The organism is Streptomyces siamensis, from assembly GCF_039543605.1.
Lineage (GTDB): Bacteria > Actinomycetota > Actinomycetes > Streptomycetales > Streptomycetaceae > Streptomyces > Streptomyces siamensis.
The window spans coordinates 81,156-105,984 of the sequence record NZ_BAABKB010000046.1; the positions used below are offsets into that span (position 1 = coordinate 81,156).

The 24,829-nt window shown below is 72.7% G+C and carries 19 protein-coding genes; 13 read left to right on the forward strand and 6 right to left on the reverse strand.

The features are described from left to right. Positions 1-101: 101 nt before the first annotated feature. The 3 genes from ABEB03_RS41975 to ABEB03_RS41985 all read right to left on the reverse strand — a co-directional run bounded on the left by ABEB03_RS41975 (position 102) and on the right by ABEB03_RS41985 (position 3,037). Positions 102-1,469, reverse strand: coding sequence for a coenzyme F420-0:L-glutamate ligase (locus ABEB03_RS41975; protein WP_345658324.1), 1,368 nt, complete (start codon positions 1,467-1,469; stop codon positions 102-104). Continuing rightward, on the reverse strand, positions 1,466-2,446 hold the full coding sequence (gene cofD, locus ABEB03_RS41980) for a 2-phospho-L-lactate transferase (RefSeq protein ID WP_345658326.1): 981 nt from the start codon (positions 2,444-2,446) through the stop codon (positions 1,466-1,468). The genes ABEB03_RS41975 and cofD overlap by 4 nt, the downstream gene beginning before the upstream one ends. A 66-nt stretch (positions 2,447-2,512) precedes the next feature. Next, complete coding sequence (locus ABEB03_RS41985) at positions 2,513-3,037, reverse strand: cysteine dioxygenase (RefSeq protein WP_345658327.1); 525 nt, start codon at positions 3,035-3,037, stop codon at positions 2,513-2,515. A gap of 710 nt (positions 3,038-3,747) precedes the next feature. Between ABEB03_RS41985 and ABEB03_RS41990 the strand changes: the two genes are divergently transcribed. The 3 genes from ABEB03_RS41990 to ABEB03_RS42000 all read left to right on the forward strand — a co-directional run bounded on the left by ABEB03_RS41990 (position 3,748) and on the right by ABEB03_RS42000 (position 9,420). Beyond that, positions 3,748-4,011, forward strand: a complete 264-nt coding sequence (locus ABEB03_RS41990; protein ID WP_003975777.1) for a WhiB family transcriptional regulator — start codon at positions 3,748-3,750, stop codon at positions 4,009-4,011. Positions 4,012-4,255: 244 nt separating this feature from the next. Beyond that, positions 4,256-7,924, forward strand: coding sequence for a glycosyltransferase (locus tag ABEB03_RS41995; RefSeq protein WP_345658328.1), 3,669 nt, complete (start codon positions 4,256-4,258; stop codon positions 7,922-7,924). Further along, positions 7,921-9,420 carry a DUF5719 family protein gene (locus ABEB03_RS42000; protein ID WP_095934769.1) on the forward strand — a complete coding sequence of 500 codons (1,500 nt, stop codon included), beginning with the start codon at positions 7,921-7,923 and terminating at the stop codon, positions 9,418-9,420. Before ABEB03_RS41995 ends, ABEB03_RS42000 begins: the two co-directional genes overlap by 4 nt. A gap of 261 nt (positions 9,421-9,681) precedes the next feature. Here ABEB03_RS42000 and ABEB03_RS42005 read toward each other — a convergent pair whose 3' ends face one another. Then, a complete protein-coding gene (locus ABEB03_RS42005; RefSeq protein WP_345658329.1) occupies positions 9,682-10,131 on the reverse strand; it encodes a metallopeptidase family protein in 450 nt (149 codons plus the stop codon). Between the two features lie 314 nt (positions 10,132-10,445). On the opposite strand from ABEB03_RS42005, the gene ABEB03_RS42010 reads away from it, so the two are divergent. From ABEB03_RS42010 to ABEB03_RS42040, 7 genes are all read left to right on the forward strand, one after another. After that, positions 10,446-10,871: a DUF3499 domain-containing protein gene (locus tag ABEB03_RS42010; RefSeq protein WP_095934768.1), complete on the forward strand. Its 426-nt coding sequence runs from the start codon at positions 10,446-10,448 to the stop codon at positions 10,869-10,871. A 132-nt stretch (positions 10,872-11,003) separates the two neighbouring features. Beyond that, a complete protein-coding gene (locus ABEB03_RS42015) occupies positions 11,004-12,620 on the forward strand; it encodes an L-lactate permease (protein WP_345658330.1) in 1,617 nt (538 codons plus the stop codon). Positions 12,621-12,965: 345 nt separating this feature from the next. Then, complete coding sequence (locus tag ABEB03_RS42020; protein ID WP_345658331.1) at positions 12,966-14,327, forward strand: phosphomannomutase/phosphoglucomutase; 1,362 nt, start codon at positions 12,966-12,968, stop codon at positions 14,325-14,327. A gap of 356 nt (positions 14,328-14,683) precedes the next feature. Beyond that, positions 14,684-14,854, forward strand: coding sequence for a Trm112 family protein (locus ABEB03_RS42025; RefSeq protein WP_095934758.1), 171 nt, complete (start codon positions 14,684-14,686; stop codon positions 14,852-14,854). Positions 14,855-15,086: 232 nt separating this feature from the next. Next, positions 15,087-16,214 (forward strand): SIS domain-containing protein, encoded by a 1,128-nt coding sequence (locus ABEB03_RS42030; RefSeq protein ID WP_345658333.1) that lies wholly within the window; start codon positions 15,087-15,089, stop codon positions 16,212-16,214. Between the two features lie 186 nt (positions 16,215-16,400). Next, entirely contained in the window at positions 16,401-17,552 is a 1,152-nt protein-coding gene (gene manA, locus ABEB03_RS42035; RefSeq protein WP_345658334.1) for a mannose-6-phosphate isomerase, class I, read from the forward strand. 164 nt (positions 17,553-17,716) lie between these two features. Beyond that, positions 17,717-18,694, forward strand: coding sequence for a cation diffusion facilitator family transporter (locus ABEB03_RS42040; protein WP_345658335.1), 978 nt, complete (start codon positions 17,717-17,719; stop codon positions 18,692-18,694). A gap of 164 nt (positions 18,695-18,858) precedes the next feature. Here the strand turns inward: ABEB03_RS42040 and lepB are convergent, their stop codons facing one another. Continuing rightward, positions 18,859-19,605 (reverse strand): signal peptidase I, encoded by a 747-nt coding sequence (gene lepB, locus ABEB03_RS42045; protein WP_345658336.1) that lies wholly within the window; start codon positions 19,603-19,605, stop codon positions 18,859-18,861. 395 nt (positions 19,606-20,000) lie between these two features. On the opposite strand from lepB, the gene ahcY reads away from it, so the two are divergent. Both ahcY and ABEB03_RS42055 read left to right on the forward strand, forming a co-directional pair. Beyond that, entirely contained in the window at positions 20,001-21,458 is a 1,458-nt protein-coding gene (gene ahcY, locus ABEB03_RS42050; protein WP_345658337.1) for an adenosylhomocysteinase, read from the forward strand. Positions 21,459-21,558: 100 nt separating this feature from the next. Then, on the forward strand, positions 21,559-22,203 hold the full coding sequence (locus ABEB03_RS42055; RefSeq protein WP_345658338.1) for a hypothetical protein: 645 nt from the start codon (positions 21,559-21,561) through the stop codon (positions 22,201-22,203). A gap of 85 nt (positions 22,204-22,288) precedes the next feature. Here the strand turns inward: ABEB03_RS42055 and ABEB03_RS42060 are convergent, their stop codons facing one another. Then, positions 22,289-23,389, reverse strand: coding sequence for an RDD family protein (locus tag ABEB03_RS42060; RefSeq protein WP_345658339.1), 1,101 nt, complete (start codon positions 23,387-23,389; stop codon positions 22,289-22,291). A 119-nt stretch (positions 23,390-23,508) separates the two neighbouring features. Here ABEB03_RS42060 and ABEB03_RS42065 point away from each other — a divergent pair, with 119 nt between their 5' ends. Next, positions 23,509-24,516: a stage II sporulation protein M gene (locus ABEB03_RS42065; protein WP_345658340.1), complete on the forward strand. Its 1,008-nt coding sequence runs from the start codon at positions 23,509-23,511 to the stop codon at positions 24,514-24,516. Positions 24,517-24,829: the final 313 nt, after the last annotated feature.

Here is a 24,829-nt window from a genome sequence, read left to right on the forward strand (position 1 = left end):
GTCGGGTCCTGTGCGGGGCCCCGGGGGTCACGGGGACGAGGGGCGCCCTATGAGGGTAGGCGCTGCGCGCGGACGGCACCCGGCGTTCCCCGCGGCGGGTCTCAGCGCACCACGACGAACGCGTCCGCCTCCCGCGCCGGCCGGGCCTTCGGCTCCTCCGCCGCGTGCCCGACGGCCACGGCGCCCATGGGGTCCCAGCCCTGCGGCAGTCCCAGCACCTCCCGTACGACGTCCCGGCAGAACATCGTCGACGACACCCAGGCGGACCCGAGCCGCTCCCCGGCCAGCGCGACCAGGAAGTTCTGCACACCGGCGCCGGTGGCGACCACGAACATCTCGCGCTCGGCCCCGTCGCGGCGCGCGTCGCCGTACGTGTGGGAGCCGTCCATCACCAGGCACGGCACCACGAGGTACGGCGCGTTGCGCAGGACGTCCCCGCGCCGCACCCGTTTGGCGATGGACTCCTCGCTCTTGCCGTCGCGCCGCAGGTCCGCGATCCACGCGTCCCGCATGGCGTCGAGCAGTCGCGTACGGGACTCCTCGGACTCCAGGAGGACGAACCGCCAGGGGGTGGTGTGGTGCGGTGCCGGCGCGGTCACGGCGGCGGCGACGGCGCGCCGTACGGCTCCGGGGTCGACGGGTTCGTCGGTGAAGGCCCGCACGGTGCGCCGCTGGGTCACCGCCTCCCGTACCGCCTCCGAGGTGCCCAGCCGGAACATGTCGTCGTGCGCGCCGCGCACCAGCGCGCGCGTGCCCTCGCCGTCGTCCTCGGCGGTCACGTGCGGAAGCCCGCGCAGGACCGCGACGGGCAGCCCGGCGGCCTTGCCCTTGACCAGGTCGCCGGCCGCGGCGAGTTCGTCGGCGGTGGCGACGACGGTCGCGCTGAGCGGATTGCCGTGCGCGTCCGTGCCGCCGCGCAGGTCGTCCAGCACCTGGATGCCCGCGGCGCCGATGGCGACGTCGGTGACCCCGGTGCGCCAGGGCCGCCCGAAGGTGTCGGTGATGACGACGCCGACCCGGACGCCGAGGGCGTCCCGCAGTCCGTCCCGGACGGCCCGCGCCGACGCGTCGGGGTCCTCGGGCAGCAGCAGCACGGTCCCGGCGGACGTGTTGGACGCGTCGACGCCGGCGGCGGCCATCACGAGGCCCTGTCGGTTCTCGACGATGCGCAGGGCGCCGCGCCGCGCGACGACGCGGACGGTCTCGGCGTCGATGGCGGCCTCGCGGTCGTCGGCGACGACGATCCGCCCCTCCGCCTTGGAGACGATCTTCGAGGTGACGAGGAGTACGTCCCCGTCGACGAGGCCGGGCTCCGCCGCGGCGACGAGCTTCGCGAGGTCGTCGCCCTCACGCACCTCGGGCAGCCCTTCCAGCGCCCAGACCCGGTAGCCGGCGACACCGCGCGCGGTGGTGTCCGCCGGGCCCGCGCCCGCCACGGATCCCTCCTTCGGGGGCAGCTCCGCGGTCATGACGTCCGTACCTCCTCGGCCAGGGCCAGCGCCTCGCGCGCCATCCGTGCCGTCGCTTCGAGGTCGGACATCATCAGCGGCACGGCCCGGCAGCGGATGCCGGCCGACTCCACGCGCTCCACGGCGGACGCGTCGACGGTGTCGACGAGCCAGCCGTCGAGGAGCCCCGAGCCGTAGTGCTCGGCGACCGCCGCGGCCGTGGACTCGACACCCACCGCGGCGAGCACCTTGTCGGCCATCCCGCGCACGGGCGCGTCCCCGACGATGGGGGAGAGGCCGACGACGGGGACGCCCGCGTCGGCGATGGCCTCGCGGATGCCGGGCACAGCGAGGATCGTGCCGATCGAGACGACGGGGTTGGACGGGGGGAAGAGGACGACGTCCGCCTCGGCCAGGGCTTCGAGCACCCCGGGCGCCGGCTTGGCCTGCTCGGCGCCGACGGGCACGATCGCCTCGGCCGGCACGGAGGCCCGCAGGCGCACCCAGTACTCCTGGAAATGGACGACCTTGCGCTCGCCGGGGCCGGTGGGGTCGTCCGCGGGGAGGGTGACGGCGACATGGGTCTCGACGCGGTCGTCGGACATGGGGATGAGGCGGACGCCCGGCTTCCAGCGGTCGCACAGCGCCTCGGTGACGGCGCTGAGCGGATAGCCCGCGCCCAGCATCTGCGTCCGTACGATGTGCGTCGCGAAGTCGCGGTCGCCGAGTCCGAACCAGTCGGGTCCGACGCCGTACGCCGCGAGCTCCTCCTTCAGGTGGAAGGTCTCCTCGGCGCGACCCCAGCCCTGTTCCTCGTTGATGCCGCCGCCGAGCGTGTACATCACCGTGTCGAGGTCCGGGCAGACCTTCAGCCCGAAGAGGTGGATGTCGTCGCCGGTGTTGCCGATGACCGTGATGTCCGCGTCCGGCACGGCCCGCTGGAGACCACGCAGGAACCGGGCACCACCGATACCGCCTGCCAGAACCACAATGCGCATGGGGTTCAGTCTGGCAGGCGGGTACGACAACGCGTCAGGGCGGTTACGAGACCTCGGCCACGGCCGTCACGAGACCTCGGCCACGGCGCAGCGGGCGTTGGGGGTCGCGCCGGCCGCGCGCTGCTCGGCCCGGGGGCGCATCGGCATCTCGGTGAGGCCCGGGTAGTAGATGTGCAGGCTCACGGCCGGTTCGAGCGAGTCGTTGACGACCTCGTGGACGTAACCGGGGGCGAACACCCGCTGCGCGCCGGACTCCAGCGCGCGCGCTCCGCGGTCGGTGCGCTCGGTCAACGCGCCTTCCAGGACGGTCAGTACGCCGGACGAGGGACCGTGGTCGTGCAGTCCGCTGCCCTGCCCGGGCACCCAGGACAGCAGCCACACCTCGTATCCGGGCCCGGTGTGCAGCCGGTGGTACCAGCGCGACGTCGCGTCGAACCGGACGAGGTGCTCCCACCGGGAGCGGTCGGCGGCGATCGAGCGGGCGAGACCGACGAACTCGGCCACCGTGGCGGGGTGCTCGCGCGGCGGCTGGAGGAGGTGGGGTACTTCGAGGATGTCGCCGGCGATCTGCAGGTCGCTGTCGCTGTTCATGGATGCGGTGGTTCCTCGGCGGGAGAGTGCTGGGGTGTCGCTGACCGTGTCCGCCCGGTTCACGGACGGGAGGGATGCCCTGGTGCGGGCGTGCCCCCCGGGAGGGGCGGAGGATTCGCCTCAGTGGCGGCGAGGCAGCCGGAGCGCGGTAGGGCTCAACAGCTGCAACAGCAACAGCAACAGCTACAGCGAGCGCGGGCAGCACCGTGGGACCCGGCGGTGCGGGTCGAGGTGAGCGCCAAGTTCGCGAGCATGCCCTCAAGGACACCGGTTCACACCTTCACTGTCAACTTGATGTCCAAGATGTGGGAGATGTTTCACCTCATCCGGTTCACCTGGCAGGCGAAAGGTTTGTTCAGGAGTCGCCCGGGACACATGGCGCACAACCGGGCGCACAAACCTCGCTGCGACCCCGTGATCCAAATGTGATCCGGTTCGCTTCGGAGTCCGTGTCGGAACGAGATCGAACTCCTGGTCGTCCTTCCCGGTGAGGGGTGGGACGTCCGGCCTGGACCCCTTGGGCTGTCAGGGTTTATGCCGATTTGAACACTTTCCGCATAGCCTTGGTTCCGCAGAGTGAATAAGGGGCCCAATAGCAGATCTCGGCTTGACTGGCCCGGATCGGCACACTTGTAATTTCACTCGTGTCGTTCAGCCGAAATCGGTAACGACAGCAGCACGGGGACGCGAAAGACAGACGAGGGGCGCACATGACCGAGCTGGTGCAGCAACTGCTGGTCGACGACGCGGACGAGGAACTCGGCTGGCAGGAGCGCGCGCTGTGCGCCCAGACCGACCCCGAGTCCTTCTTTCCCGAGAAGGGCGGCTCCACCCGCGAGGCCAAGAAGGTCTGCCTCGCCTGTGAGGTCCGCTCCGAGTGCCTCGAATACGCACTCGCCAACGACGAGCGGTTCGGCATCTGGGGCGGTCTGTCCGAGCGGGAGCGGCGCCGCCTGAAGAAGGCGGCCGTCTGAGAGTCCCCCGGAGGCGGACCGCCGGGAGCGGCCCTCCGGGAGAACGCAGTGCACGCGCGCGTGTGCCCCCGACCAAACGGCACACACTCCTACGTAACGAACGGCCCGTCGCAGGTGGGTTATCCACAGGCGGCGGGCCGCTGTGTTGCCCAGCCGTTAGTGTGGGCCCTCGTCCGAGACGTCCCGCTGTCCCCGCCGGACACAGACGTCCACCGCAGTCCATCGAACCGGGGCCCGTACCTCGATGTCCGTGCACAGCCATTCGGCAGCCCATCAAGACGCCGCTGCCACACCAGAGTTCCCGCGCCACGTGGTGACCGCGGTGGTCGTCTCCCACGACGGCGCCCGCTGGCTGCCCAAGGTGCTCGCCGGGCTGCTCGGCCAGGAGCGCCCCGTGCAGAACGCGGTGGCGGCCGACACCGGCAGCGCGGACGACTCCGCCCAGCTGCTCACCGAAGCGCTCGGCGCGGACCGGGTGCTGCACCTCGCCCGGCGCACCGGTTTCGGCCAGGCCGTGGAGGAGGCCTCGCGCACCGCCCAGGTCCTCACCCCCGAGGATCTGCCCTATCTGAAGCGCCCCAGCGGCTGGGACCCCGTCACGCGCACCTGGCGCGACGACGCCTACGACCTGCCGGACCTGCCGCACGGCGAGCCCGAGCAGTGGCTGTGGCTGCTGCACGACGACAGCGCCCCCGAGCCGGACGCCCTGGCCCGGCTGCTGCGTGTCGTGGAGGACGAGCACGAGCTCGGCAGGGACGTCGCCGTCGTCGGCCCCAAGCTCCGCGGCTGGTACGACCGCCGTCAGCTCCTCGAGGTCGGCGTCACCATCGCCAACTCCGGTCGCCGCTGGACGGGTCTGGACCGCCGCGAGCAGGACCAGGGCCAGCACGACCACGTCCACCCCGTGCTGTCCGTGTCCAGCGCGGGCATGCTGATCCGGCGCGACGTCTTCGAGGAGCTCGGCGGCTTCGACCGCCGACTGCCCCTGATGCGCGACGACGTGGACCTGTGCTGGCGTGCCCAGGCCGCCGGCCACCGCGTCCTCGTCGCCCCGGAAGCGGTCGTACGGCACGCCGAGGCCGCCTCCCGCGAGCGCCGCACCGTCGACTGCGCGGGCCGCACCTCCGCGTCCCCGCACAAGGTCGACAAGGCGGGCGCCGTCTACACCCTCCTGGTCAACGCCCGCACCGCGCAGCTGCCCTGGGTCCTGATCCGGCTGGTCCTCGGCACCCTGCTGCGCACGGTGGCGTATCTCGTCGGCAAGGTCCCCGGACAGGCCGTCGACGAGATCCGCGGTCTGCTGAGCGTCCTGCTGCGCCCGGAGCGGGTCGCCGCGGGCCGCCGCAGGCGTGGCCGCCCACAGGTCGACAAGGGGGAGCTGCGGGCGCTGTTCCCGCCGCCCGGCGCGACCGTGCGGGCCACCGTCGAACAGGTCGCGAGCAATCTGGTGGGCCGCTCCGACGCCGAGGCCACGGCCGGCGCCGGCCGGCACGGCAGCGCGGTCGAGTCCGGACCCGGCGGCGACGACGCCGACTTCCTGGAGATCGAGCAGTTCGCCCGCCTCAAGCGCATCGCCCGCAATCCCGGCCCGATGCTCTTCCTGGTGCTGCTGTTCGTCTCGCTGCTGGCCTGCCGTGAACTGCTCGGCGGCGGTGCGCTCTCCGGCGGCGCGCTGCTCCCGGCCCCGGCGGACTCCTCGGAGCTGTGGTCGCGCTACCTCGACGGCTGGCATCCGGTGGGCGCCGGCGGCACCCAGTCCGCGCCGCCGTACCTCGCCGTCGTCGCCATGCTGGCGTCGCTGATGCTCGGCTCCACCGGCCTCGCGGTCACCGTGCTGCTGGTGGCGTCCGTGCCGCTGGCCGGCTTCGCCGCGTACTTCGCCTCGCGGCCCCTCGTCGAATCCCGTCTGCTGCGTGCCTGGGCGTCCGTCGCCTACGCCTTCCTGCCCGCCGCCACCGGCGCGCTCGCGGGCGGGCGCATCGGCACCGCCGTCCTCTCGATCCTGCTGCCCCTCATCGCCCGCGCGGGCATCGCCGCGAGCGGTCTGGCGCACGCCTCGGGAGCCCGCGGCAGCTGGCGCGCCACCTGGGCGTACGCGTTGCTGCTCACCGTGACCACGGCGTTCACACCGATCGTGTGGCCCGTCGCGCTGGTCCTCGGCCTCGCGCTCCTGGTGGTGCGCCGCGGCGAGATCACCGCCTACGGACTGCGTTTCCTGGCCCAGCTCGGCACCCCGCTGCTGATCCTCGCCCCCTGGTCGCTGACGCTGCTCCCCTTCGGCTTCTTCGACCAGGCCGGCCTCGAGTACGGCGACGGCGCGGCCTCCGCGCTCGACCTGCTCGGCGCCAGCCCGGGCGGCCCCGGGACCGTCAGCGGGCTGATGCTCTTCGGCATCGTGCTGGCCGCGCTGGGCGCCCTGATGCGCACCGAGCGCCAGGCGGGCATCTGGACGGCCTGGGCCGTGGCCCTGGTGGCCCTCGTCTTCGCCGTCCTGTCGAACGGCTCCACCTGGGCGGGTCCCGCGACCCTGGTCTACGGCCTCGCGCTGCTGGTCGCCGCCGTGCTCGGCGCCGACGGGGCGCGCGCACGCGTGGCCGAGCAGAGCTTCGGCTGGCGTCAGCCGGTCGCCGCGCTCATCGCCTTCGCCTGCGCGGCCGGCCCCCTGCTCGTCGCCGCGGGCTGGATGATCCGGGGCGCCGACGGCCCCCTGGAGCGCCGCGACCCGGTACAGGTCCCCGCGTTCGTCGCCGAGGAGAGCGGCACCCGCGACCAGGCCCGCACCCTCGTCCTCGACAGCCGGTCCGCCGCCGACGTCGGCTACATGCTCGTCCGCGGCTCCGGCGCGCGCCTCGGCGACGCCGAACTCGCGGAGGCGGGCGGCGACAACAAGAGGCTCGACAAGGTCGTCGCGAACCTCGTGGCGGGCTCCGGCGCCGACCAGGCCGACGAGCTCGGCGGTTTCGCCGTGCGCTACGTCCTCGTCCGCAAGGGCGCGCCCCGTGAGGTGAGCCGCGTCCTGGACGCCACCCCCGGCCTGACCCGGCTCAGCCAGCAGGACGGCAGCGCCCTGTGGCGGGTGGACCAGCAGGTCTCACGCGCGGCGATCGTCCCCGAGTCCGGCGACTCGCTGTCCATCGCCGCCGGACCCGTCGAGGTGCACACCACGATCCCCGCCGGTCCCGACGGCCGCGTGCTGCGTCTCGCCGACTCGGCCGACGAGGGCTGGGTGGCGACCCTGGACGGCAGGCCGCTCACCCGCACCACGGTCGACGGCTGGGCCCAGGGCTTCCAACTGCCCCCGAACGGCGGCCGGTTGGACATCACCTTCGACGCCCCGATCGGCCACACCGCCTGGCTGTGGGCGCAGGGCACGCTCGCCGTCGTCCTCGTGGTGCTCGCCCTGCCCGGCCGGCGGCGCGACGTCGACGACGACCTTCCCGAGGAGCAGCCGGTCCCGGTCCAGGACACCACGGGCGACGGCCGCCGCGCCCGGCGGCTGCGCGCCCAGGCGGAGGCCGAGGCCGAGCAGGCCGCCCGGGACTCCGACGCCCCCGCGCCCCTGGACGAGGAGGCTCCGGCCGCCGCCGTCCCGCAGCAGCACGCGTACGGCGAATGGGACACACCGAGCTACGCGGGCGCCGAGTACGGCACCTCCGGCGGCGAGCAGTACGAAGGCGGACAGCAGTACACGGCGGGCGGCTACGACCAGACGTACCAGGCCGACCCTTACCAGGGCGGCCAGTACGACCCGTACGCCTACGGGGGCACGGCGTCGTACGACCAGACGTACGCCCAGGGCTACGACGCGGCGGGCCAGGGTTACGACCCGGCCTACGACCCGGCGCAGCCCCCGATGCCCCCGCAGCCGCCGCACGGCACCGACAGTGAGCGCCCCGACGGGAGCCAGCAGTGAACCGCACCACCCTGTCCCTGATCGCAGGCGCCGGCGCGCTCGCCGCCGTCACCGGATTCGCCGCACTCAGCGCTCCGGGCGCGGCCGGCGAGGACACCGCCAAGGCGGCCGCACGGCTGCCCGTGCAGCGCACCAGCCTGCTCTGCCCGCAGCCGAGCACCTCGGACATCGCGGACACGGCGTACACGTCTTTCACGCCGGTCTCGAAGGGCACGAGCGCCGGCGGCAAGGCCGAACTCCAGGTCGCGAGCGAGCAGTCGGCGGACGCGAGCGGCGGCAAGAAGGACGGCAAGAAGGCCGGCAAGCCCGTCGTGCAGCCCAAGGATCCCGGCAAGCCGTCCACCGGCGACAGTTCGGGTGCCGACGCGCCCGCCCTGGTCGGCACGGCCGAGGGCAGGTTCGCGCCGGGCTGGACCGTCCAGGAGACCACGGAGGTCGCCGCGGGCACCGGCCGCGGCCTGCTCGGCACCAACTGCACGGCCCCGGACACCGAGTTCTGGTTCCCGGGTGCCAGCACCGCCGAGGACCGCTCCGACTACGTGCACCTGACCAACCCCGACGACTCCGCCGCGGTCGTCGACATCGAGCTGTACGGCAAGGACGGCACCCTCAAGTCCACGGTGGGCGACGGCATCACGGTCCAGCCGCACTCCAGCGAGCCGATCCTGCTGAACACACTGACCGACGCCCCGCAGACCAACCTCACCGTGCACGTGAAGGTCCGCAGCGGCCGTGTCGGAGCCGCCGTGCAGGCCCTGGACGACAAGCTCGGCGGCGACTGGCTGGCGGCGTCCACCGACCCCGCGGGCAGCCTGGTCATGCCGGGCATCCCGAAGGACGCCACGTCGGTGCGGCTCGTCGCCTTCGTGCCGGGCGACACCGACGCCGACCTGAAGGTGCGCCTCGCCTCCCCCTCGGGCGCGATCACCCCCGCGGGCAACGAGACGGTGCATGTGAAGGCCGGCATGACCGCGGCGGTCGACCTCGGCGACGTCACCCGCGGCGAGGCGGGTTCGCTGGTGCTCACGCCCACCGACCGGCCCGTGCCGGTCGTCGCCGCCCTCCGGGTCGTGCGCGGCAAGGGCGACCAGCAGGAGACCGCGTTCATCCCCGCCACCGGCCCGGTCTCCGCGCGCGCGAGCGTCGCCGACAACAGCGCCAAGGGCACCACGCTCGCCCTGGCCGCCCCGGGCGGTCAGGCCCAGGTCAAGGTCACCGCGTCCGCGGGCAGCGAGGGCGGCACGGCCGTGTCCAAGACGTTCACGATCAAGGGCGGCACGACACAGAACGTGGCGGCGCCGGTCCCGAGCGGCCTCAAGGGCACGTACGCCCTCACGGTCGAGCGGATCTCCGGAGGTCCCGTCTACGCCTCCCGGATGCTCGCCTCCACCCAGGACGGCGTCCCCGGCTTCACGGTCCAGACCCTCCCGGACGACCGCGGGACGGTGTCGGTGCCGGAGGCGGAGCAGGACCTCTCCGCGCTGCTGAAGCAGTGACCGGCCGGGTCCCTCAAGGGACTCGACCGGTACGCCGGCCCGCCGGATCCCTGGGAATCCGGCGTCGGCGTGCTGCCCGCCGGGTCATGGGGATCGGGCGGTGGCGTCCTGCCCGCCCGGGCCCGGGGCCCGCGGTCAGGTGGCGGTGACCTGTCCGCCAGGCTCTGGGAATCCGGTGGCGGCTTCCTGCCCGCCGGGGCATGGCGATCAGGCGGCGGCGCCCTGCCCGCCGGGTCCCCTTCGCGGATCCGGCGGGGGTGATCAGTCCTCGCCGTACCGCGGGTCCACCGTCTCCGGTGTCAGCCCCAGCAGTTCGGCGACCTGTTCCACGACGACCTCGTGCACCAGGGCGGCGCGCTCGTCGCGCCCCTTGGTGCGGATCTCGACCGGACGGCGGTAGACGACCACGCGCGCGGGGCGGCCCTCACGCGCCGGGATCGTGCCGCCCAGCGGCACCGCCTCGTCGCTCCAGGCTTCGCCCGGCGCCTCCAGCCGGGGCACCTCCAGGACCAGGAAGTCGATGTCGGCGAGCTGCGGCCAGCGCCGCTCCAGCCGCTCCACGGAGTCCTGCACCAGGTCCGCGAACACCTCGGCGCGGCTCGCCGCGAGTGGCACCTGCGGTGGCGCCACCGGGCCGCGCATGCCCCTGCCGTGGCGATCACGACGGCGGGGCCCGGGTGCTGCGGCGCGGGGCGATACGGGGTTGTCCATCACTGACGAAGAGTAATCCCCGCGCGGCCCGCGCGCCCGGCCCCCACGCGGCTGCCCGCCGTTCGGCGGGAGAGCCGGTGGCGCGAGGTCCGGCGTTCGTTCCGGATGTCGCTCGATGACCATTCCAGCCAAGCTTGGGCTCGATTCCGTATCCTTCCCGGACCGTCACTCACATGACAATTGACATGGTTTGCGTCAAGTGGTGACCGGTTTCAGGTCTGTTCGGCCTCTCGGAACAGACTGTCCGCCCAGGTCAGGGTCGGGCACCGGAACGGTCGTGTGGGCGGTGTCACAGCACGACACGGTGGGGTGACCTGGGGGAGAGTCGTCGCGGCCCGCTCAAGAGTGCGGTACCGTCCAACGTCGTGAGCCTTGTACGTCGCTGTTCGCGCACCGCTTGCGGCCGTCCCGCCGTAGCGACGCTGACGTACGTCTACGCCGACTCGACCGCGGTCCTCGGCCCGCTCGCCACCTACGCCGAGCCCCACTGCTACGACCTGTGCGCCGAGCACTCCGAGCGCCTCACAGCGCCGCGCGGCTGGGAGGTCGTCCGGCTGGCCGACGCCTCCGGTCCGGCCCGTCCGAGCGGCGACGACCTGGAAGCGCTCGCCAACGCCGTGCGCGAGGCCGCCCGCCCGCAGCAGCGCGCCGCGGAGGCCGGCGGCAGTGCCCGCTCCGCGGACCCGATGGAGGTCGCCCGCCGCGGCCACCTGCGGATCCTGCGCTCGCCCGACAACTGAGCGCCCCGCACCCTCCCGCGCACCGATCACTTTGAGCCGTGCACGCCCATTGACGTGAAGTTGTCGCGGACACGACCATTCCGTTTGCCGTGAGAAATCGCTTTCCGCATCACGGAACTCGGGGAGGTGCCCGTGTACGTCCAGCAACTGGAGCCCGTCGCCGACTCGCTCGGCCTGTCCGCCCTCGTCGCCGCTCTGCCCCTCGTCATCGTGCTCGTCCTGCTCGGCGGTGTCCGCACCAAGGCGCACTGGGCCGGCCTCACCGGCCTCCTGGCGGCGTTCCTCGTCGCCTGGCTCGCCTACGGCATGCCCGTCGGCCAGACGCTCTCCAGCGCCGCCCAGGGCGCCGTCTTCGGCCTCTTCCCCATCCTGTGGATCGTCGTCAACGCCCTTTGGGTGTACCGGATGACCGTCCGCACCCGGCACTTCGACATCCTGCGCCGCTCCTTCGGGCGGCTCTCCGACGACCCGCGCATCCAGGCCCTCGTCGTCGCCTTCTGCTTCGGAGCACTCCTCGAAGCGCTCGCGGGCTTCGGCGCCCCCGTCGCGATCTGCTCGGTGATGCTGGTCGCCCTCGGCTTCGACCCGGTGCGCGCGGCGGTCGTCTCGCTCGTCGCCAACACCGCCCCCGTCGCCTTCGGCGCGATGGCGACCCCGGTCGTCACGCTCGCCCAGGTCACCGGCCTGCCGCTGGACTCCGTCGCCTCCGTGGTGGGCCGTCAGACCCCGCTGCTGGCCCTGGTCGTGCCCCTCGTGCTCGTCGGCCTGGTCGACGGACGCCGGGGGCTCCGGGAGACCTGGGTGCCCGCCCTGGCGTGCGGAGTCGCCTTCGCCGTCGCGCAGTTCGCCGCCTCCAACTACCTCTCCGCGCAACTCGCCGACATCGGTGCCTCCTTGGCGGGCGCGGCGGCCCTGGTCGCGGTGCCGCAGGCGCGCAGGCCCGCGGCCGAGCCCGTCCGGGCCGCGGTGCTGACCGGCGTACGCAGCGCCGACCTCGACGAACACGACCCGCGCCCCGAAGTGGTGCGCGCCTACGCCCCGTACGCGCTGATCGTGGCCGTCTTCTCGGTCGCGCAGATCCCCGCCGTCAAGGACTGGCTGGCGGGGGCGACCCAGATGTACGACTGGCCCTTCCTGAACGTCGTCGACCCGGAGGGCAATCCGGTCGGCGGGAACGTCTTCACCTGGCCGATCGTGTCGACCGGCGGCACGCTCGTGCTCCTCGCCGGACTGTGCACGGCACTCGTCCTGCGGGTTCACGCGCGCGTGGCGGTCAGGGAATGGGCGGCCACGGTCCACGAGTTGAGGTTCGCGATCCTCACCGTGACGTCCGTCCTCGCCCTCGCCTACGTCATGAACCTCTCCGGACAGGCCGCCACCATCGGGCACTTCGTCGCCGCGGCCGGTGCGGGCCTCGCCTTCCTGTCACCCGTGCTGGGATGGTTCGGTGTGGCCGTGTCCGGCTCGGACACCTCGGCGAACGCCCTGTTCGGCGCCCTTCAGGTGAGCGCGGCCAGGGAGTCCGGCCTGTCGCCCGAACTGCTCGCGGCCGCCAACAGTTCGGGCGGCGTGCTCGGCAAGATGATCTCGCCGCAGAACCTGACCATCGCGTGCGCGGCGGTCGGTCTCGCGGGCCGCGAGGGCGACCTGCTGCGCAAGGTGCTGCCGTGGAGCGTGGGGCTGCTGCTGGTGATGTGCCTCATCGTGGTCGGGCAGAGCTCACCGGTCCTGGAGTGGATGCTCCCCTGAGCCCGGCCGGACGGCGTCCCGGCCCGGGGTGTCGGCCCCGGGCCGGGACACCGTCCCTCGTGCGCCGTCCGGCCGCCCGCCCCGGGCCGTGACGCCTCCGCTCGTGCGTCATCCCGCCGCCCGCCCCGGGACGCGCCCGGACGCGCGCCCGGCGAACCGGCTCCGGTCGCGGGACGTCACCTCGGGAGCGCCGGGAACCGGCCTCTTGAAACGAGCGGGTTTCCCCCGGGTGACGGGCACAGGTCCGCAGGTCACCGATGCGCGTCCGCTCACCGACCGCACAGCGGACGGCCGGTCCGGACGGGTAGTTTGGGGCGACCGAAGTGGACTTCTGGAGGGTTGGCCGTGACTGCTGATCTGTCGCAGCTCGTGAAGGCGTACGACGTACGCGGGGTGGTCCCGGACCAGTGGGACGAGTCGCTGGCCGAGCTGTTCGGAGCCGCCTTCGTCCAGGTGACCGGAGCGGACGCCGTCGTCATCGGGCACGACATGCGGCCCTCGTCGCCCGGTCTGTCGGGTGCCTTCGCGCGCGGTGCCGCGTCGTGCGGCGCCGACGTGACCGAGATCGGCCTGTGCTCGACCGACCAGCTGTACTACGCCTCCGGCGCGTTCGGCCTGCCGGGAGCCATGTTCACCGCCTCCCACAACCCCGCCCAGTACAACGGCATCAAGATGTGCCGTGCGGGCGCCGCGCCGGTCGGTCAGGACACCGGCCTGGCCGAGATCCGCCAACTCGTCGAGTCCTGGCTCGACTCGGGCGCCCCCGCCCGGGACGCGACGCCGGGCACGATCACGCGGCGCGACACGTTGGAGGACTACGCGGCGTACCTGCGGTCCCTCGTCGACCTGACCTCCATCCGCCCCCTGAAGGTCGTCGTCGACGCGGGCAACGGCATGGGCGGACACACCGTCCCGACCGTCTTCGCCGGCCTGCCCCTGGACGTGGTCCCCATGTACTTCGAGCTGGACGGCACGTTCCCCAACCACGAGGCGAACCCGCTCGACCCGGCGAACATCGTGGACCTCCAGGCACGCGTCCGGGCGGAGGGCGCCGACCTCGGCATCGCCTTCGACGGCGACGCGGACCGCTGCTTCGTGGTCGACGAGCAGGGCGACCCGGTGTCCCCGTCCGCCATCACCGCCCTGGTCGCCTCCCGCGAACTCGCCAAGCACGGCGGCGGCACGGTGATCCACAACCTCATCACGTCCTGGTCGGTGCCGGAGGTCGTGCGGGAGCAGGGCGGCACCCCCGTCCGCACCCGCGTCGGCCACTCCTTCATCAAGGCCGAGATGGCCCGCAGCGGCGCGATCTTCGGCGGCGAGCACTCCGCGCACTACTACTTCCGCGACTTCTGGAACGCCGACACGGGCATGCTCGCCGCCCTGCACGTCCTCGCCGCGCTCGGCGGCCAGGACGGCCCGCTCTCCCGGCTCGTCGCGGAGTACGACCGGTACGTCGGCTCCGGAGAGATCAACTCCACGGTCGAGGACCAGGCCGCCCGCCTCGCCGCGGTCAAGGCCGCCTACGCGGGCGGCGAGGGCATCCGGCTGGACGAACTCGACGGCCTGACCGTCAGCGCCGACGACTGGTGGTTCAACGTCCGCCCCTCCAACACCGAGCCGCTGCTGCGCCTGAACGCGGAGGCGCGCGACGAGGCGACGATGACGAAGGTGCGCGACGAGGTCCTGGGGATCATCAGGGGCTGACCCGTTCGGCCCGCCGGGCCGGCGTCGGTCCGTCGGCCCCGGCCCGGCCCAGCGCGTCGGTCCGTCGGCCCCGGCCCGGCCCAGCGCGTCGGTCCGTCGGCCCCGGCCTGTCGCGTCGTCCCGCGGGCCCGGCCTCCTCGTCGGCCCGGTGCCTCGCCCGCACCTCGCCGGGGAGCCGGGCGGGGCCGCAGGACCGGGCGGGGCCGGGGGAGCACCTGGGCGAGGCCGGGGACCCGGGGCCGGAGGCGAGGGGCATCGGACGGGACACCCCGGCGAGCCTGTGCCGCGCCCCGGCGCACGGCTCCGCGCAGCGGTACTCTGACCAGGCCGCATCCACCTGTTCGGAAGGACACCCCATGCCGCTCGAAGCCGGCCTCCTGGAGATCCTCGCCTGCCCGGCCTGCCACGCCCCGCTCAAGGAGCAGGAGAGCGAGCTGGTCTGCACGGGCGCGGACTGCGGCCTGGCCTACCCCGTCCGGGACGGCATCCCCGTACTCCTCGTCGACGAGGCCCGCCGCCCCGCGTGAGCGGAGCGACCGCCCGGCACGAGCACGGCCGCCTCGCGGGAGCCCGGAGGCGCGGCGTCCGCGCCCGCGCCCGCGGTGCCACCCGCGAGGCACACACAGGCGACAACCCGGCGCGGTCCGGGTAGAAGACACCTGACGGGTACGGGCACGCGGCCCACACCGCGCCCGTGAAAGCGACCATCCGGCGACACTCGCGCAAGCGACCCCCCGGTGATCGGAGGCTGCCGACCCCATGCTCGACGAATCGCTGCTCGACGACCCCGAAGCGCTCGCCCGCGCCGACCGGCGTGCGCTGCTGCGCGGCGCCGCCGAGGCCGGTGCCCGGGTGCGCACCGCCGTCCGGCACGCCGCGGAGGCCGGGATCCCCGATCTCAAACCGGACGGCCGCCCGCGCGCCGTCCTGATCGCCGGTCCGGGCCTGGCCGCCACCGGCGTCGCCGAACTGCTCGGCACACTCGGCGGCCCGAGCTGCCCCGTCACCCGGCTGACCCCGAGCGGCGTCGCCCCCGCCGCGGGCGCGCTGCGCTGGGAACTGCCCGGCTGGGCGGGCCCGGTCGACCTCCTGCTCGTCGCCACACCCGACGGCACCGAGCCAGGTCTCGAACTCCTGATCGACCAGGCGTACCGGCGGGGCTGCACCGTGGCCGCGGTGGCGCCCGCCGGCTCCCCGCTGACCGAGGCGGTCGCGGGCGCGCACGGCCTCTTCGTCCCGATGGCGTCCGCCCCGTACGAACACGACGAGCCCCTCGCGGCCTCCGCCCCCGGAGTCCTGTGGGCGCTGCTCACCCCGCTGCTCTCGCTCCTCGACCGCACGGGTCTGGTCTCCGCCCCGCCGGAGTCCCTGCAGAAGGTCGCCGACCGCCTCGACCACGTCGCCGAGCGCTGCGGACCGGCCATCGCCGCGTACAGCAACCCCGCGAAGACCCTCGCGGCCGAGCTGGCCGAGGCCCTCCCGGTGATCTGGACCGAGGGCGCCTCCGCGGGCCCGGCCGGACGCCGCTTCACCGCCGCCCTCGCCGAGCTGGCCGGCCGCCCCGCGCTCACCGCCGAACTCCCGGAGGCGCTCGCCTCGCACAGCGTGCTGCTCGCGGGAGCCCTCGCCGCCGGCGCCGACCCGGACGACTTCTTCCGCGACCGCGTCGAGGAGGCCCAGGCCCTGCACGCGCGCGTGGTGCTGCTCCGGGACCGCCCGATCGGCGGCATCAGCGCGGCGCCCGCCGCCCGCGAGCTCGCCCTCAGCCACGACACCGCGATCAGCGAACTGGAACCCGAGGAGGGCGACGAACTGGAGACCCTCGCCGAACTGATCGCCGTCACCGATTTCGCCGCCGTTTACCTGGCGCTCGCTTCGGGGGCATGATCTTGTCTCCGACGCCCTGATCCTCGTACGCGGACAGACCTTCGTACGCTGAGACCGGCACCGGCACCGCCCACGCGGAGCCGGTGCCGTGCCCCTTCGTGTCTCCCGGTACGCGGAGACGGGCGTCGACCCCCGTGCGCGGAGGCAGGATCCGCGTCGTACCCGGAAGGAACCGCGGAGACTCGTATGGACCGCCTCGACAACACCATCCGCCCCTACGCCTGGGGTTCGACGACCGCCATCGCGCGGCTGCTCGGTGCGGAGCCGACCGGTGAACCGCAGGCGGAGATGTGGATGGGCGCCCACCCCGGTGCTCCCTCGCGCACCGGGCGCGGCCCGCTCAACGAGGTCGTCGGCGAGGACCCCGAGCGGGAACTCGGCCGTGCCGCGGTCGCCAAGTTCGGTCCCCGCCTGCCGTTCCTGCTGAAGATCCTCGCCGCCGGCGCCCCCCTCTCCCTCCAGGTGCACCCCGACCTGGAGCAGGCCAGGGAGGGCTTCGAGGACGAGGAGAGCCGCGGTGTCCCGATCGACGCACCGCACCGCAACTACAAGGACGCCAACCACAAGCCCGAACTGATCTGCGCCCTCACCGAGTTCGACGGCCTGTGCGGCTTCCGGGCCCCGGGCGAGGCCGCCGACCTGCTCGCGGGACTCGACGTCGACTCCCTCAAGCCGTACGTCGACCTGCTGCACGCGCACCCGGAGGACGCCGCGCTGCGCGAGGTCCTGACGGCGGTGCTGAGCGCCGACCCCGACGAGATGGCCCACACCGTCACCGAGACCGCTGCCGCCTGCGACCGCCTCGGCGGCGCCTACGCCCCGTACGCCGACCTCGCCCACCACTACCCGGGCGACCCCGGCGTCATCGCCGCCATGCTGCTCAACTACGTGCAACTGCAGCCGGGTGAGGCCCTGTTCCTCGGCGCGGGAGTCCCGCACGCCTACCTGAACGGCCTCGGCGTCGAGATCATGGCCAACTCCGACAACGTCCTGCGCTGCGGTCTCACCCCCAAGCACGTCGACGTCCCCGAACTCCTGCGCATCGTCCGCTTCGAGGCGACCGACCCGGGCGTCCTGCGCCCGGAGGCGTCCCCGGACGGCGAGGAGGTCTACGCGACCCCCATCGACGAGTTCCGGCTCTCCCGGTACGTCCTGGCGGAAGGTGCCGTCCCGCACGACCTCACCCGTGACACACCGCAGATCCTCCTCTGCACGGCGGGCACCGCGCTCGCGGGCCACATCGCGCTGGCCCCCGGACAGTCGGTCTTCGTCCCGGCCGGCGAAAAGGCCGAAGTGTCAGGGAACGGCACGGTCTTCCGCGCGACAGTGGTGGCCTGACAGGGCATCCTCGGTGTCCTGGACCCCTCGTCACGGTGGCCAGCCGCACCCCTGTGGCACCGGGCTGCAACAATGGCCCACCGCAAAGGGCGGGCAAAGCCCGGACCGGGGTACGAGGGTACGGACCGGGACCCGGACGGCGTACGAAGGGACAGCAGGAGCACATGAGCGCTTCAGGCGGCACCAAAGCGATCGTGGCGGCACTCGGCGCCAACCTCGCGATCGCGGCATCGAAGTTCGTGGCGTTCGCCTTCAGCGGCTCGTCCTCGATGCTCGCCGAGGGCGTCCACTCGCTCGCCGACTCCGGCAACCAGGCCCTTCTGCTCATAGGCGGCAAGAAGGCGCAGCGCGAGGCGACCCCGCAGCACCCCTTCGGCTACGGCCGCGAGCGCTACATCTACGCCTTCCTCGTCTCGATCGTCCTCTTCTCGGTCGGCGGCATGTTCGCCGTCTACGAGGGCTACGAGAAGATCAAGCACCCGCACGAGCTGGAGCACTGGTACTGGCCGGTGGGCGTCCTGGTGTTCGCCATCATCGCGGAGGGCTTCTCCTTCCGTACGGCCATCAAGGAGTCCAACGAACTGCGCGGCGGGCTGTCCTGGGCGCAGTTCGTCCGCCGCGCCAAGGCTCCCGAGCTGCCGGTGGTCCTCCTTGAGGACTTCGGCGCGCTCATCGGTCTCGTCCTCGCCCTCGGCGGTGTCGGCCTGGCCCTGCTCACCGGCGACGGCATCTGGGACGGCATCGGCACGGTCTGCATCGGTGTCCTGCTCATCCTGATCGCCCTGGTCCTCGCGGCCGAGACCAAGTCCCTCCTGCTCGGCGAGGCCGCGGGCGTCGAGGACGTCAAGAAGATCGAGACCGCGATCGTCGACGGCCGCACGGTCACCGGCGTCATCCACATGCGCACGCTCCACCTCGGCCCCGAGGAGCTGCTGGTCGCCGCGAAGATCGCCGTCGAGCACGACGACACCGCGGCCCAGGTCGCCTCCGCGATCGACGCCGCCGAGGCCCGTATCCGCACCGCCGTCCCGATCGCCCGGGTGATCTACCTGGAGCCGGACATCTACAGCGAGGCCGAGGCCGCGAAGGGCGCCGACCCCGAGGCGACGCCCGGTGGCCCGGCCCACCCGGTCGAGCACTGACCTTCGCGCCCACGGCGCCGGGCCCGCCCGGCGCCGGCGCCACCGGACGCTCGCACGCCGCGGGGCCCGCCTGCGATTCCAGGCGGGCCCCGCGGCCGTTCGCGTCCGGCTCTTCCCGGCTCCGCGTCTCTTCGACATCTCTGTTCGCGATGTCCCCCGGCCGATCAGCTCATGCCGCCTGGGCCACTCATGCCGCCCGGGCCACTCATGCCGCCGGGACCACTCGTGCCGCCCGGGCCGCCGTACACGGCCCACGGCGGCATGGGCGGCACCGCCCGGGCCCGCCGCCGTACGACGAACGCCGCGATCCCGATGCCCACGCCCGCCAGCGCGACGGGCACCCCGAGCACCCCGGCCCCCGCGAGCGCCAGGGGCAACGCCCGGTCCTCGGTCACCCGGGCCTGGACGGCACCGACCGGCACCGTCCCGCCGTGGTCGTCCGGGAAGAACCGCGAGTCCCGCGAGTTCACGCGGTGATCACCGAGCAGGAACAGCCGGCCTTCGGGCACCTTCACGTCGTACCGCTGGTGCGTCCCGTCCGCGACCCCGTCCTTGACGTACGGCTCGTCGAGCGGCTTCCCGTTCACCGTGATCCGCTCGTCCGCACCCTCGCCGTCACAGCACACCACCCGGTCGCCGCCGACCCCGATGACGCGCTGCAGGACGTTGCCCGAGAAGGAGTAGCGCTCCGGCGACCGGAACAGCACCACGTCACCACGCCGCACCTCGCTCCCGTCGATCCGCTCGAACACGAGCCGCTCGCCCACGGTGTAGGTGGGCGCCATGCTGTCGCTGCGCACCTGAGTCGTCGTGAACGCCGTACGCGCGGCCAGAATCGACCCGAGCACCAACACCAGCCCCAATGGCCCCAACACCCACGCCGTGATCGTCAGCCCTCGCCCCTTGCGCACCGCGACACCCTCCAGCCCCACCCCGCACGGAATTTCCGCGCGCGCAGAGGCTAGCCGTCGCGGCGCCACGAGCAGCCACCGACCGCCCCCGCACCCTGGGCGGACGTCCCTCGTCCACCTCCCCTCACCGGCCGGACCCGTACCCGCGAGGCCCCCGTCCGTCCGGAGGCGGACTGGGGCGAGCCCCGCCCACCGGTGTAGCTTTGTGGCTGAGCCAGACGTCGCTGCTGATGGCGGTCGGGCGGTCCCACCGCGGACCGGCCGAGGGAGAGAGGGCCTCCGACGGACTGCGCTGCGCGCATCGGGCACACCCGTGTCCAGCCGGGCATCCCTGTGCCCGTCGGCGCGCAGACCAGCCCTATCCACCTCGCCCCGACACCGAGGAGCAGCTCGCAATGACGACTGTCGACAACCGACAGGACTTCAAGGTCGCCGACCTCTCCCTGGCCGACTTCGGCCGCAAGGAGATCACCCTCGCCGAGCACGAGATGCCCGGCCTGATGTCGATCCGCCGGGAGTACGCCGAGGCGCAGCCCCTCGCCGGCGCCCGCGTCACCGGCTCCCTGCACATGACCGTGCAGACCGCCGTCCTCATCGAGACCCTGGTCGCCCTCGGCGCCGAGGTCCGCTGGGCCTCCTGCAACATCTTCTCCACCCAGGACCACGCCGCCGCGGCCATCGCCGTCGGCCCGAACGGCACGCCCGACAACCCGCAGGGCGTCCCGGTCTTCGCCTGGAAGGGCGAGACCCTGGAGGAGTACTGGTGGTGCACCGAGCAGGCCCTGAGCTGGCCGAACAGCCCCACCGGCGGCCCGAACATGATCCTCGACGACGGTGGTGACGCCACCCTCCTCGTCCACAAGGGCGTCGAGTACGAGAAGGACGGCAAGGTCCCCTCGGTCGACACCGCCGAGTCCGACGAGCACCGCGTCATCCTCGAACTCCTGCACCGCACCATCACCGACGGCTCGCAGAAGTGGACCCAGCTCGCCTCGGAGATCCGCGGCGTGACCGAGGAGACCACGACCGGCGTCCACCGCCTGTACGAGATGCACCGCGACGGCACCCTGCTGTTCCCGGCGATCAACGTGAACGACGCCGTCACCAAGTCGAAGTTCGACAACAAGTACGGCTGCCGCCACTCCCTGATCGACGGCATCAACCGCGCCACCGACACCCTGATCGGCGGCAAGACCGCCGTCGTCTGCGGCTACGGCGACGTGGGCAAGGGCTGCGCGGAGTCCCTGCGCGGCCAGGGCGCCCGCGTGATCATCACCGAGATCGACCCGATCTGCGCCCTGCAGGCGGCGATGGACGGCTACCAGGTCACGACCCTCGACGAGGTCATCGACAAGGCCGACATCTTCGTCACCACGACGGGCAACAAGGACATCATCATGGCCGCGGACATGGCCAAGATGAAGCACCAGGCGATCGTCGGCAACATCGGTCACTTCGACAACGAGATCGACATGGCCGGCCTCGCGAAGATCGACGGCATCGTCAAGGACGAGGTCAAGCCCCAGGTCCACACCTGGAAGTTCCCCGACGGCAAGGTCATCATCGTGCTGTCCGAGGGCCGCCTGCTGAACCTGGGCAACGCGACCGGACACCCGTCCTTCGTGATGTCCAACTCGTTCGCCGACCAGACCCTGGCCCAGATCGAGCTGTTCACCAAGCCGGAGTCGTACCCGACCGACGTCTACACGCTGCCCAAGCACCTGGACGAGAAGGTCGCCCGCCTCCACCTCGACGCGCTCGGCGTGAAGCTGACGACGCTGCGCCCCGAGCAGGCCTCGTACATCGGTGTCGAGGTCGAGGGCCCGTACAAGTCGGACCACTACCGCTACTGAGCACCCCCGCCGAGCAGCGGTACCACCGCTCGGCGTACGGATGTCAGCAGGCCCTCGCCGTCACGGCGGGGGCCTGTCCCCGATGAGGACCTGAACGCCCATGCCCCGCGGCCGATATTCGCTCCATGATCCGCACGACCACACCCCCCTCGCCGAAGAACACTTCCACTGCGCGCCCGGCCCCTCCGGCTGGCGCTACGTCGCTCAACGCACCACCCCCTCCGACAGCGGCAACGCGCCCGGCCCCCACCACAGCGAGGTCACCGGTTCCGTCGACCTCGCCCTCGACGAACTCGGCCGGCCCATCCGTCTCGAACTCCACGCCGCCGGCTGGCAGGTCCGGGGCGCCGCCCTCGACGGCGTGACCTGGGTCCGCACCGACCCCACCGGCGCGGAGGCCACCGAAGGCAACGTGCCCGCACACGCATTCACCGGTACGTCTCCCGCCTTCCTCGTCGCCACCGCCCGTCTCCTTCGCCTCACCCCCTCCGCCTCGGCGACCCGCGTACGCCTCGTCGCCTTCACCGACCCCGTCCTCGCCCCGCGCACCCTCGACCAGTCCTGGGCCTTGATCGCAAGCGAAGCACACGCCACTGACAGCGGCCCTCTGATCGTGGACGAATACCAGGTCACAGCCCTGGACACGGGGGAACAGCACGCCGTGCACATCGCGGGGGACGTGGTCCTCGCGGCGCCCGGCATCGAGCTGGAGCACCTCGAAACCCCGCCGTCGGTGTTCACCTGACGACGCCGGGTCCACCCGACGCGGCGGTCCACCAGGCGGCCGCCGGTTCGCACGACGACCGACGCGTCGCGCCGCCCCGCGGCCGCTAAGCGGGCGGCACGAATCCCGTCGCGGGAGGACCTGCCTCCTCGTTCCGATCGTGCCCGTCCCGGAGGTCGGGCCGGTCGGGCCGGTGGGCCTCAGGAACGGCGGCCGGTTGCGTCGGCCTCGGCGTCTGCTGCGGAGACACGTCCCGACCCCCGGCAGCCGCCGGCGCGTACGGCTGGGGAGGGGCGTAGGACTGAGGAGCGGCGTAGGGCGGGGGAGCAGCGTGAGGCCCGGCGTAGGGCGGGGGAGCTCCGTGAGGCCCGGCGCCTGGTGCTCGCATCGCGGGTCCGGGCACTCCCGGCGCACCGGTCGGGTATGTGCCGGCACCCCGCTGCGCGAAACCGGCCGCCCCACCACCGAATGTCCGCCGGACCTCCCGCGCCTGCCGCTCCTGCACCACCGCCGCCAGATACGCGGCCGGCGGCACGCCCTGCGGCGCCGGAGTCCCCGTACGCGCGGCGACATCGGAAGCCAGCCGCTCCGCCATGGCCCAGCCGACCTGCGGATCCAGCTGCTGCATCCGTGTCAGGTACTGGCGGACGGCCAGCCACAACCCGTCCGGAACGGCGGACAGGTCGAGCTCGGCGAACCGTCCCGCGAGCCACGGCGGCGGAGGAGGCACGTACGGCATGTGCCCCACCGGGATCCGCTCCCGGACCACAAGGGTCCCCGCGAACACGTCACCCAGCCGACGCCCCCGCGCCGACACCAGCGAGGCGATGCACGCGACGATCCCGAACGTCATCAGGATCTCGACCACCCCCACAGCCCCGCGCACCAGCGCGTGCCGGAACCGGATCGGGCCCCCGTCGTCACGCACCACCCGCAAACCGCACGCCAGCTTCCCCAGCGAACGGCCGTGGCTCAGCGTCTCCACCGCGATCGGCCCGCCCACCAGCACCAGCACGAAGGCGGCGATCGAGACCGCGACCTGCGCCGCGTCGTCCAGCGTGGCCGTCGACGCGATCAGACCGATCGTCACGACGACGTAGACGGCGACAGCCACCGCCAGGTCGAGCAACACGGCCAGCGCCCGGCTCGGCAGTTTGGCGGGACGCAACTCCAGCGCGACCGCCTCACCCGTCACTAGCTCACTCACGCCCGCTGTCCTTCCCCTGGCCTGCCCCGAGAACGGCCAGTCTGCCAAGCTGAGGTCACATCGCGCCGCAGTACCACCAGCTGACCCCCACGACGAGCAGCCGAGGAGCAGCCAACCCGATGGACCTCGACGTCTTCGTGTCCGCCCACCGCGCCGAGTGGGACAGGCTGGATGCCCTGCTGCGCCGCCAGCGCCGCCTGAACGGAGCAGAGGCCGACGAACTCGTCGCCCTGTACCAGCGCACCGCCACGCACCTCTCCCTGATCCAGTCCAGCGCCCCGGACCCACAGCTCACCGGCCGCCTCAGCCAACTGGTGGCACGCGCGCGCAGCGCGGTGACGGGCACCCGCCGGGCATCCTGGCGCGACGTCACCCGCTTCCTGACGCACGGTTTCCCGGCGGCGGTCTACCGCTCGCGTCACTGGTGGGTCCCCACGGCTCTCGTGTCCATCCTGGTCGCGGCGCTCCTGGGGTGGTGGATCGGCGCGCACCCCGAGGTCCAGTCGTCCATCGCGGCGCCGAGCGAACTGCGCGACCTCACCCGCCCCGGCGGCCAGTACGAGACGTACTACTCCAGCCACCCCGCCGCCTCCTTCGCGGCCCAGGTGTGGACGAACAACGCCCAGGCCGCCGCGATGTGCCTGGTCCTGGGCGTCTTCCTGGGCCTACCGGTGCTCTGGATCCTCTTCCAGAACATGCTCAACCTCGGCGTCGGCATCGGCCTCATGTCCTCCGCCGGCCGCCTCGACACGTTCCTTGGACTCGTCCTCCCGCACGGCCTTCTCGAACTGACCGCCGTCTTCGTCGCCGCGGGCACCGGGCTGCGGCTCGGCTGGACCGTGATCGATCCCGGCCCCCGGACGCGCCGAACAGCGCTCGCCGAGGAGGGGCGAGCCGCCGTGGGGATGGCGATAGGCCTGGCGTTGATCCTGTTCGTGTCGGGAGCCATCGAAGGCTTCGTCACGCCGTCCGGCCTTCCCACCTGGGCCCGAATAGGCATCGGAATCGCCGCTGAACTGGCGTTCCTCGCGTACGTCTATGTCCTGGGCGGACGCGCGGCACGCGCCGGCGACACGGGCGACGTCGACGAGTCCGAGCGCAGCGCGACGCTACCGACGGCCGCCTGATGTGCGGACACCCCCGCTGACCTGCTAGTCTCCTCTTCGCCCCACAGGAGCCGTTGACACGGAACCAGCGGGGAGGTAGATTCGAACAGTTGCCTAGAACTGGACATGTGCCGGTGGCAGCAGTTAGTCTCTGCTTGCTTCTCGAGACATCGATTTCGAAGAAGCCACCCCCGATGATTCAGAAATGGCCGCCGGTCAGTCCGGCCCAAAACTTCTGATAAAGTCGGAGTCGCCGGAAAGGGAAACGCGAGAGCGGGAACCTGGAAAGCACCGAGGAAATCGGATCGGAAAGATCTGATAGAGTCGGAAACGC

Coding starts and splice junctions, on each gene's coding strand:
- ABEB03_RS41975 (WP_345658324.1), bottom strand. CDS start 1,469: ATGACCGCGGAGCTGCCCCCGAAGGAGGGATCCGTGGCGGGCGCGGGC.
- cofD (WP_345658326.1), bottom strand. CDS start 2,446: ATGCGCATTGTGGTTCTGGCAGGCGGTATCGGTGGTGCCCGGTTCCTG.
- ABEB03_RS41985 (WP_345658327.1), bottom strand. CDS start 3,037: ATGAACAGCGACAGCGACCTGCAGATCGCCGGCGACATCCTCGAAGTA.
- ABEB03_RS41990 (WP_003975777.1), top strand. CDS start 3,748: ATGACCGAGCTGGTGCAGCAACTGCTGGTCGACGACGCGGACGAGGAA.
- ABEB03_RS41995 (WP_345658328.1), top strand. CDS start 4,256: ATGTCCGTGCACAGCCATTCGGCAGCCCATCAAGACGCCGCTGCCACA.
- ABEB03_RS42005 (WP_345658329.1), bottom strand. CDS start 10,131: ATGGACAACCCCGTATCGCCCCGCGCCGCAGCACCCGGGCCCCGCCGT.
- ABEB03_RS42025 (WP_095934758.1), top strand. CDS start 14,684: ATGCCGCTCGAAGCCGGCCTCCTGGAGATCCTCGCCTGCCCGGCCTGC.
- ABEB03_RS42030 (WP_345658333.1), top strand. CDS start 15,087: ATGCTCGACGAATCGCTGCTCGACGACCCCGAAGCGCTCGCCCGCGCC.
- manA (WP_345658334.1), top strand. CDS start 16,401: ATGGACCGCCTCGACAACACCATCCGCCCCTACGCCTGGGGTTCGACG.
- ABEB03_RS42040 (WP_345658335.1), top strand. CDS start 17,717: ATGAGCGCTTCAGGCGGCACCAAAGCGATCGTGGCGGCACTCGGCGCC.
- ahcY (WP_345658337.1), top strand. CDS start 20,001: ATGACGACTGTCGACAACCGACAGGACTTCAAGGTCGCCGACCTCTCC.
- ABEB03_RS42055 (WP_345658338.1), top strand. CDS start 21,559: ATGCCCCGCGGCCGATATTCGCTCCATGATCCGCACGACCACACCCCC.
- ABEB03_RS42065 (WP_345658340.1), top strand. CDS start 23,509: ATGGACCTCGACGTCTTCGTGTCCGCCCACCGCGCCGAGTGGGACAGG.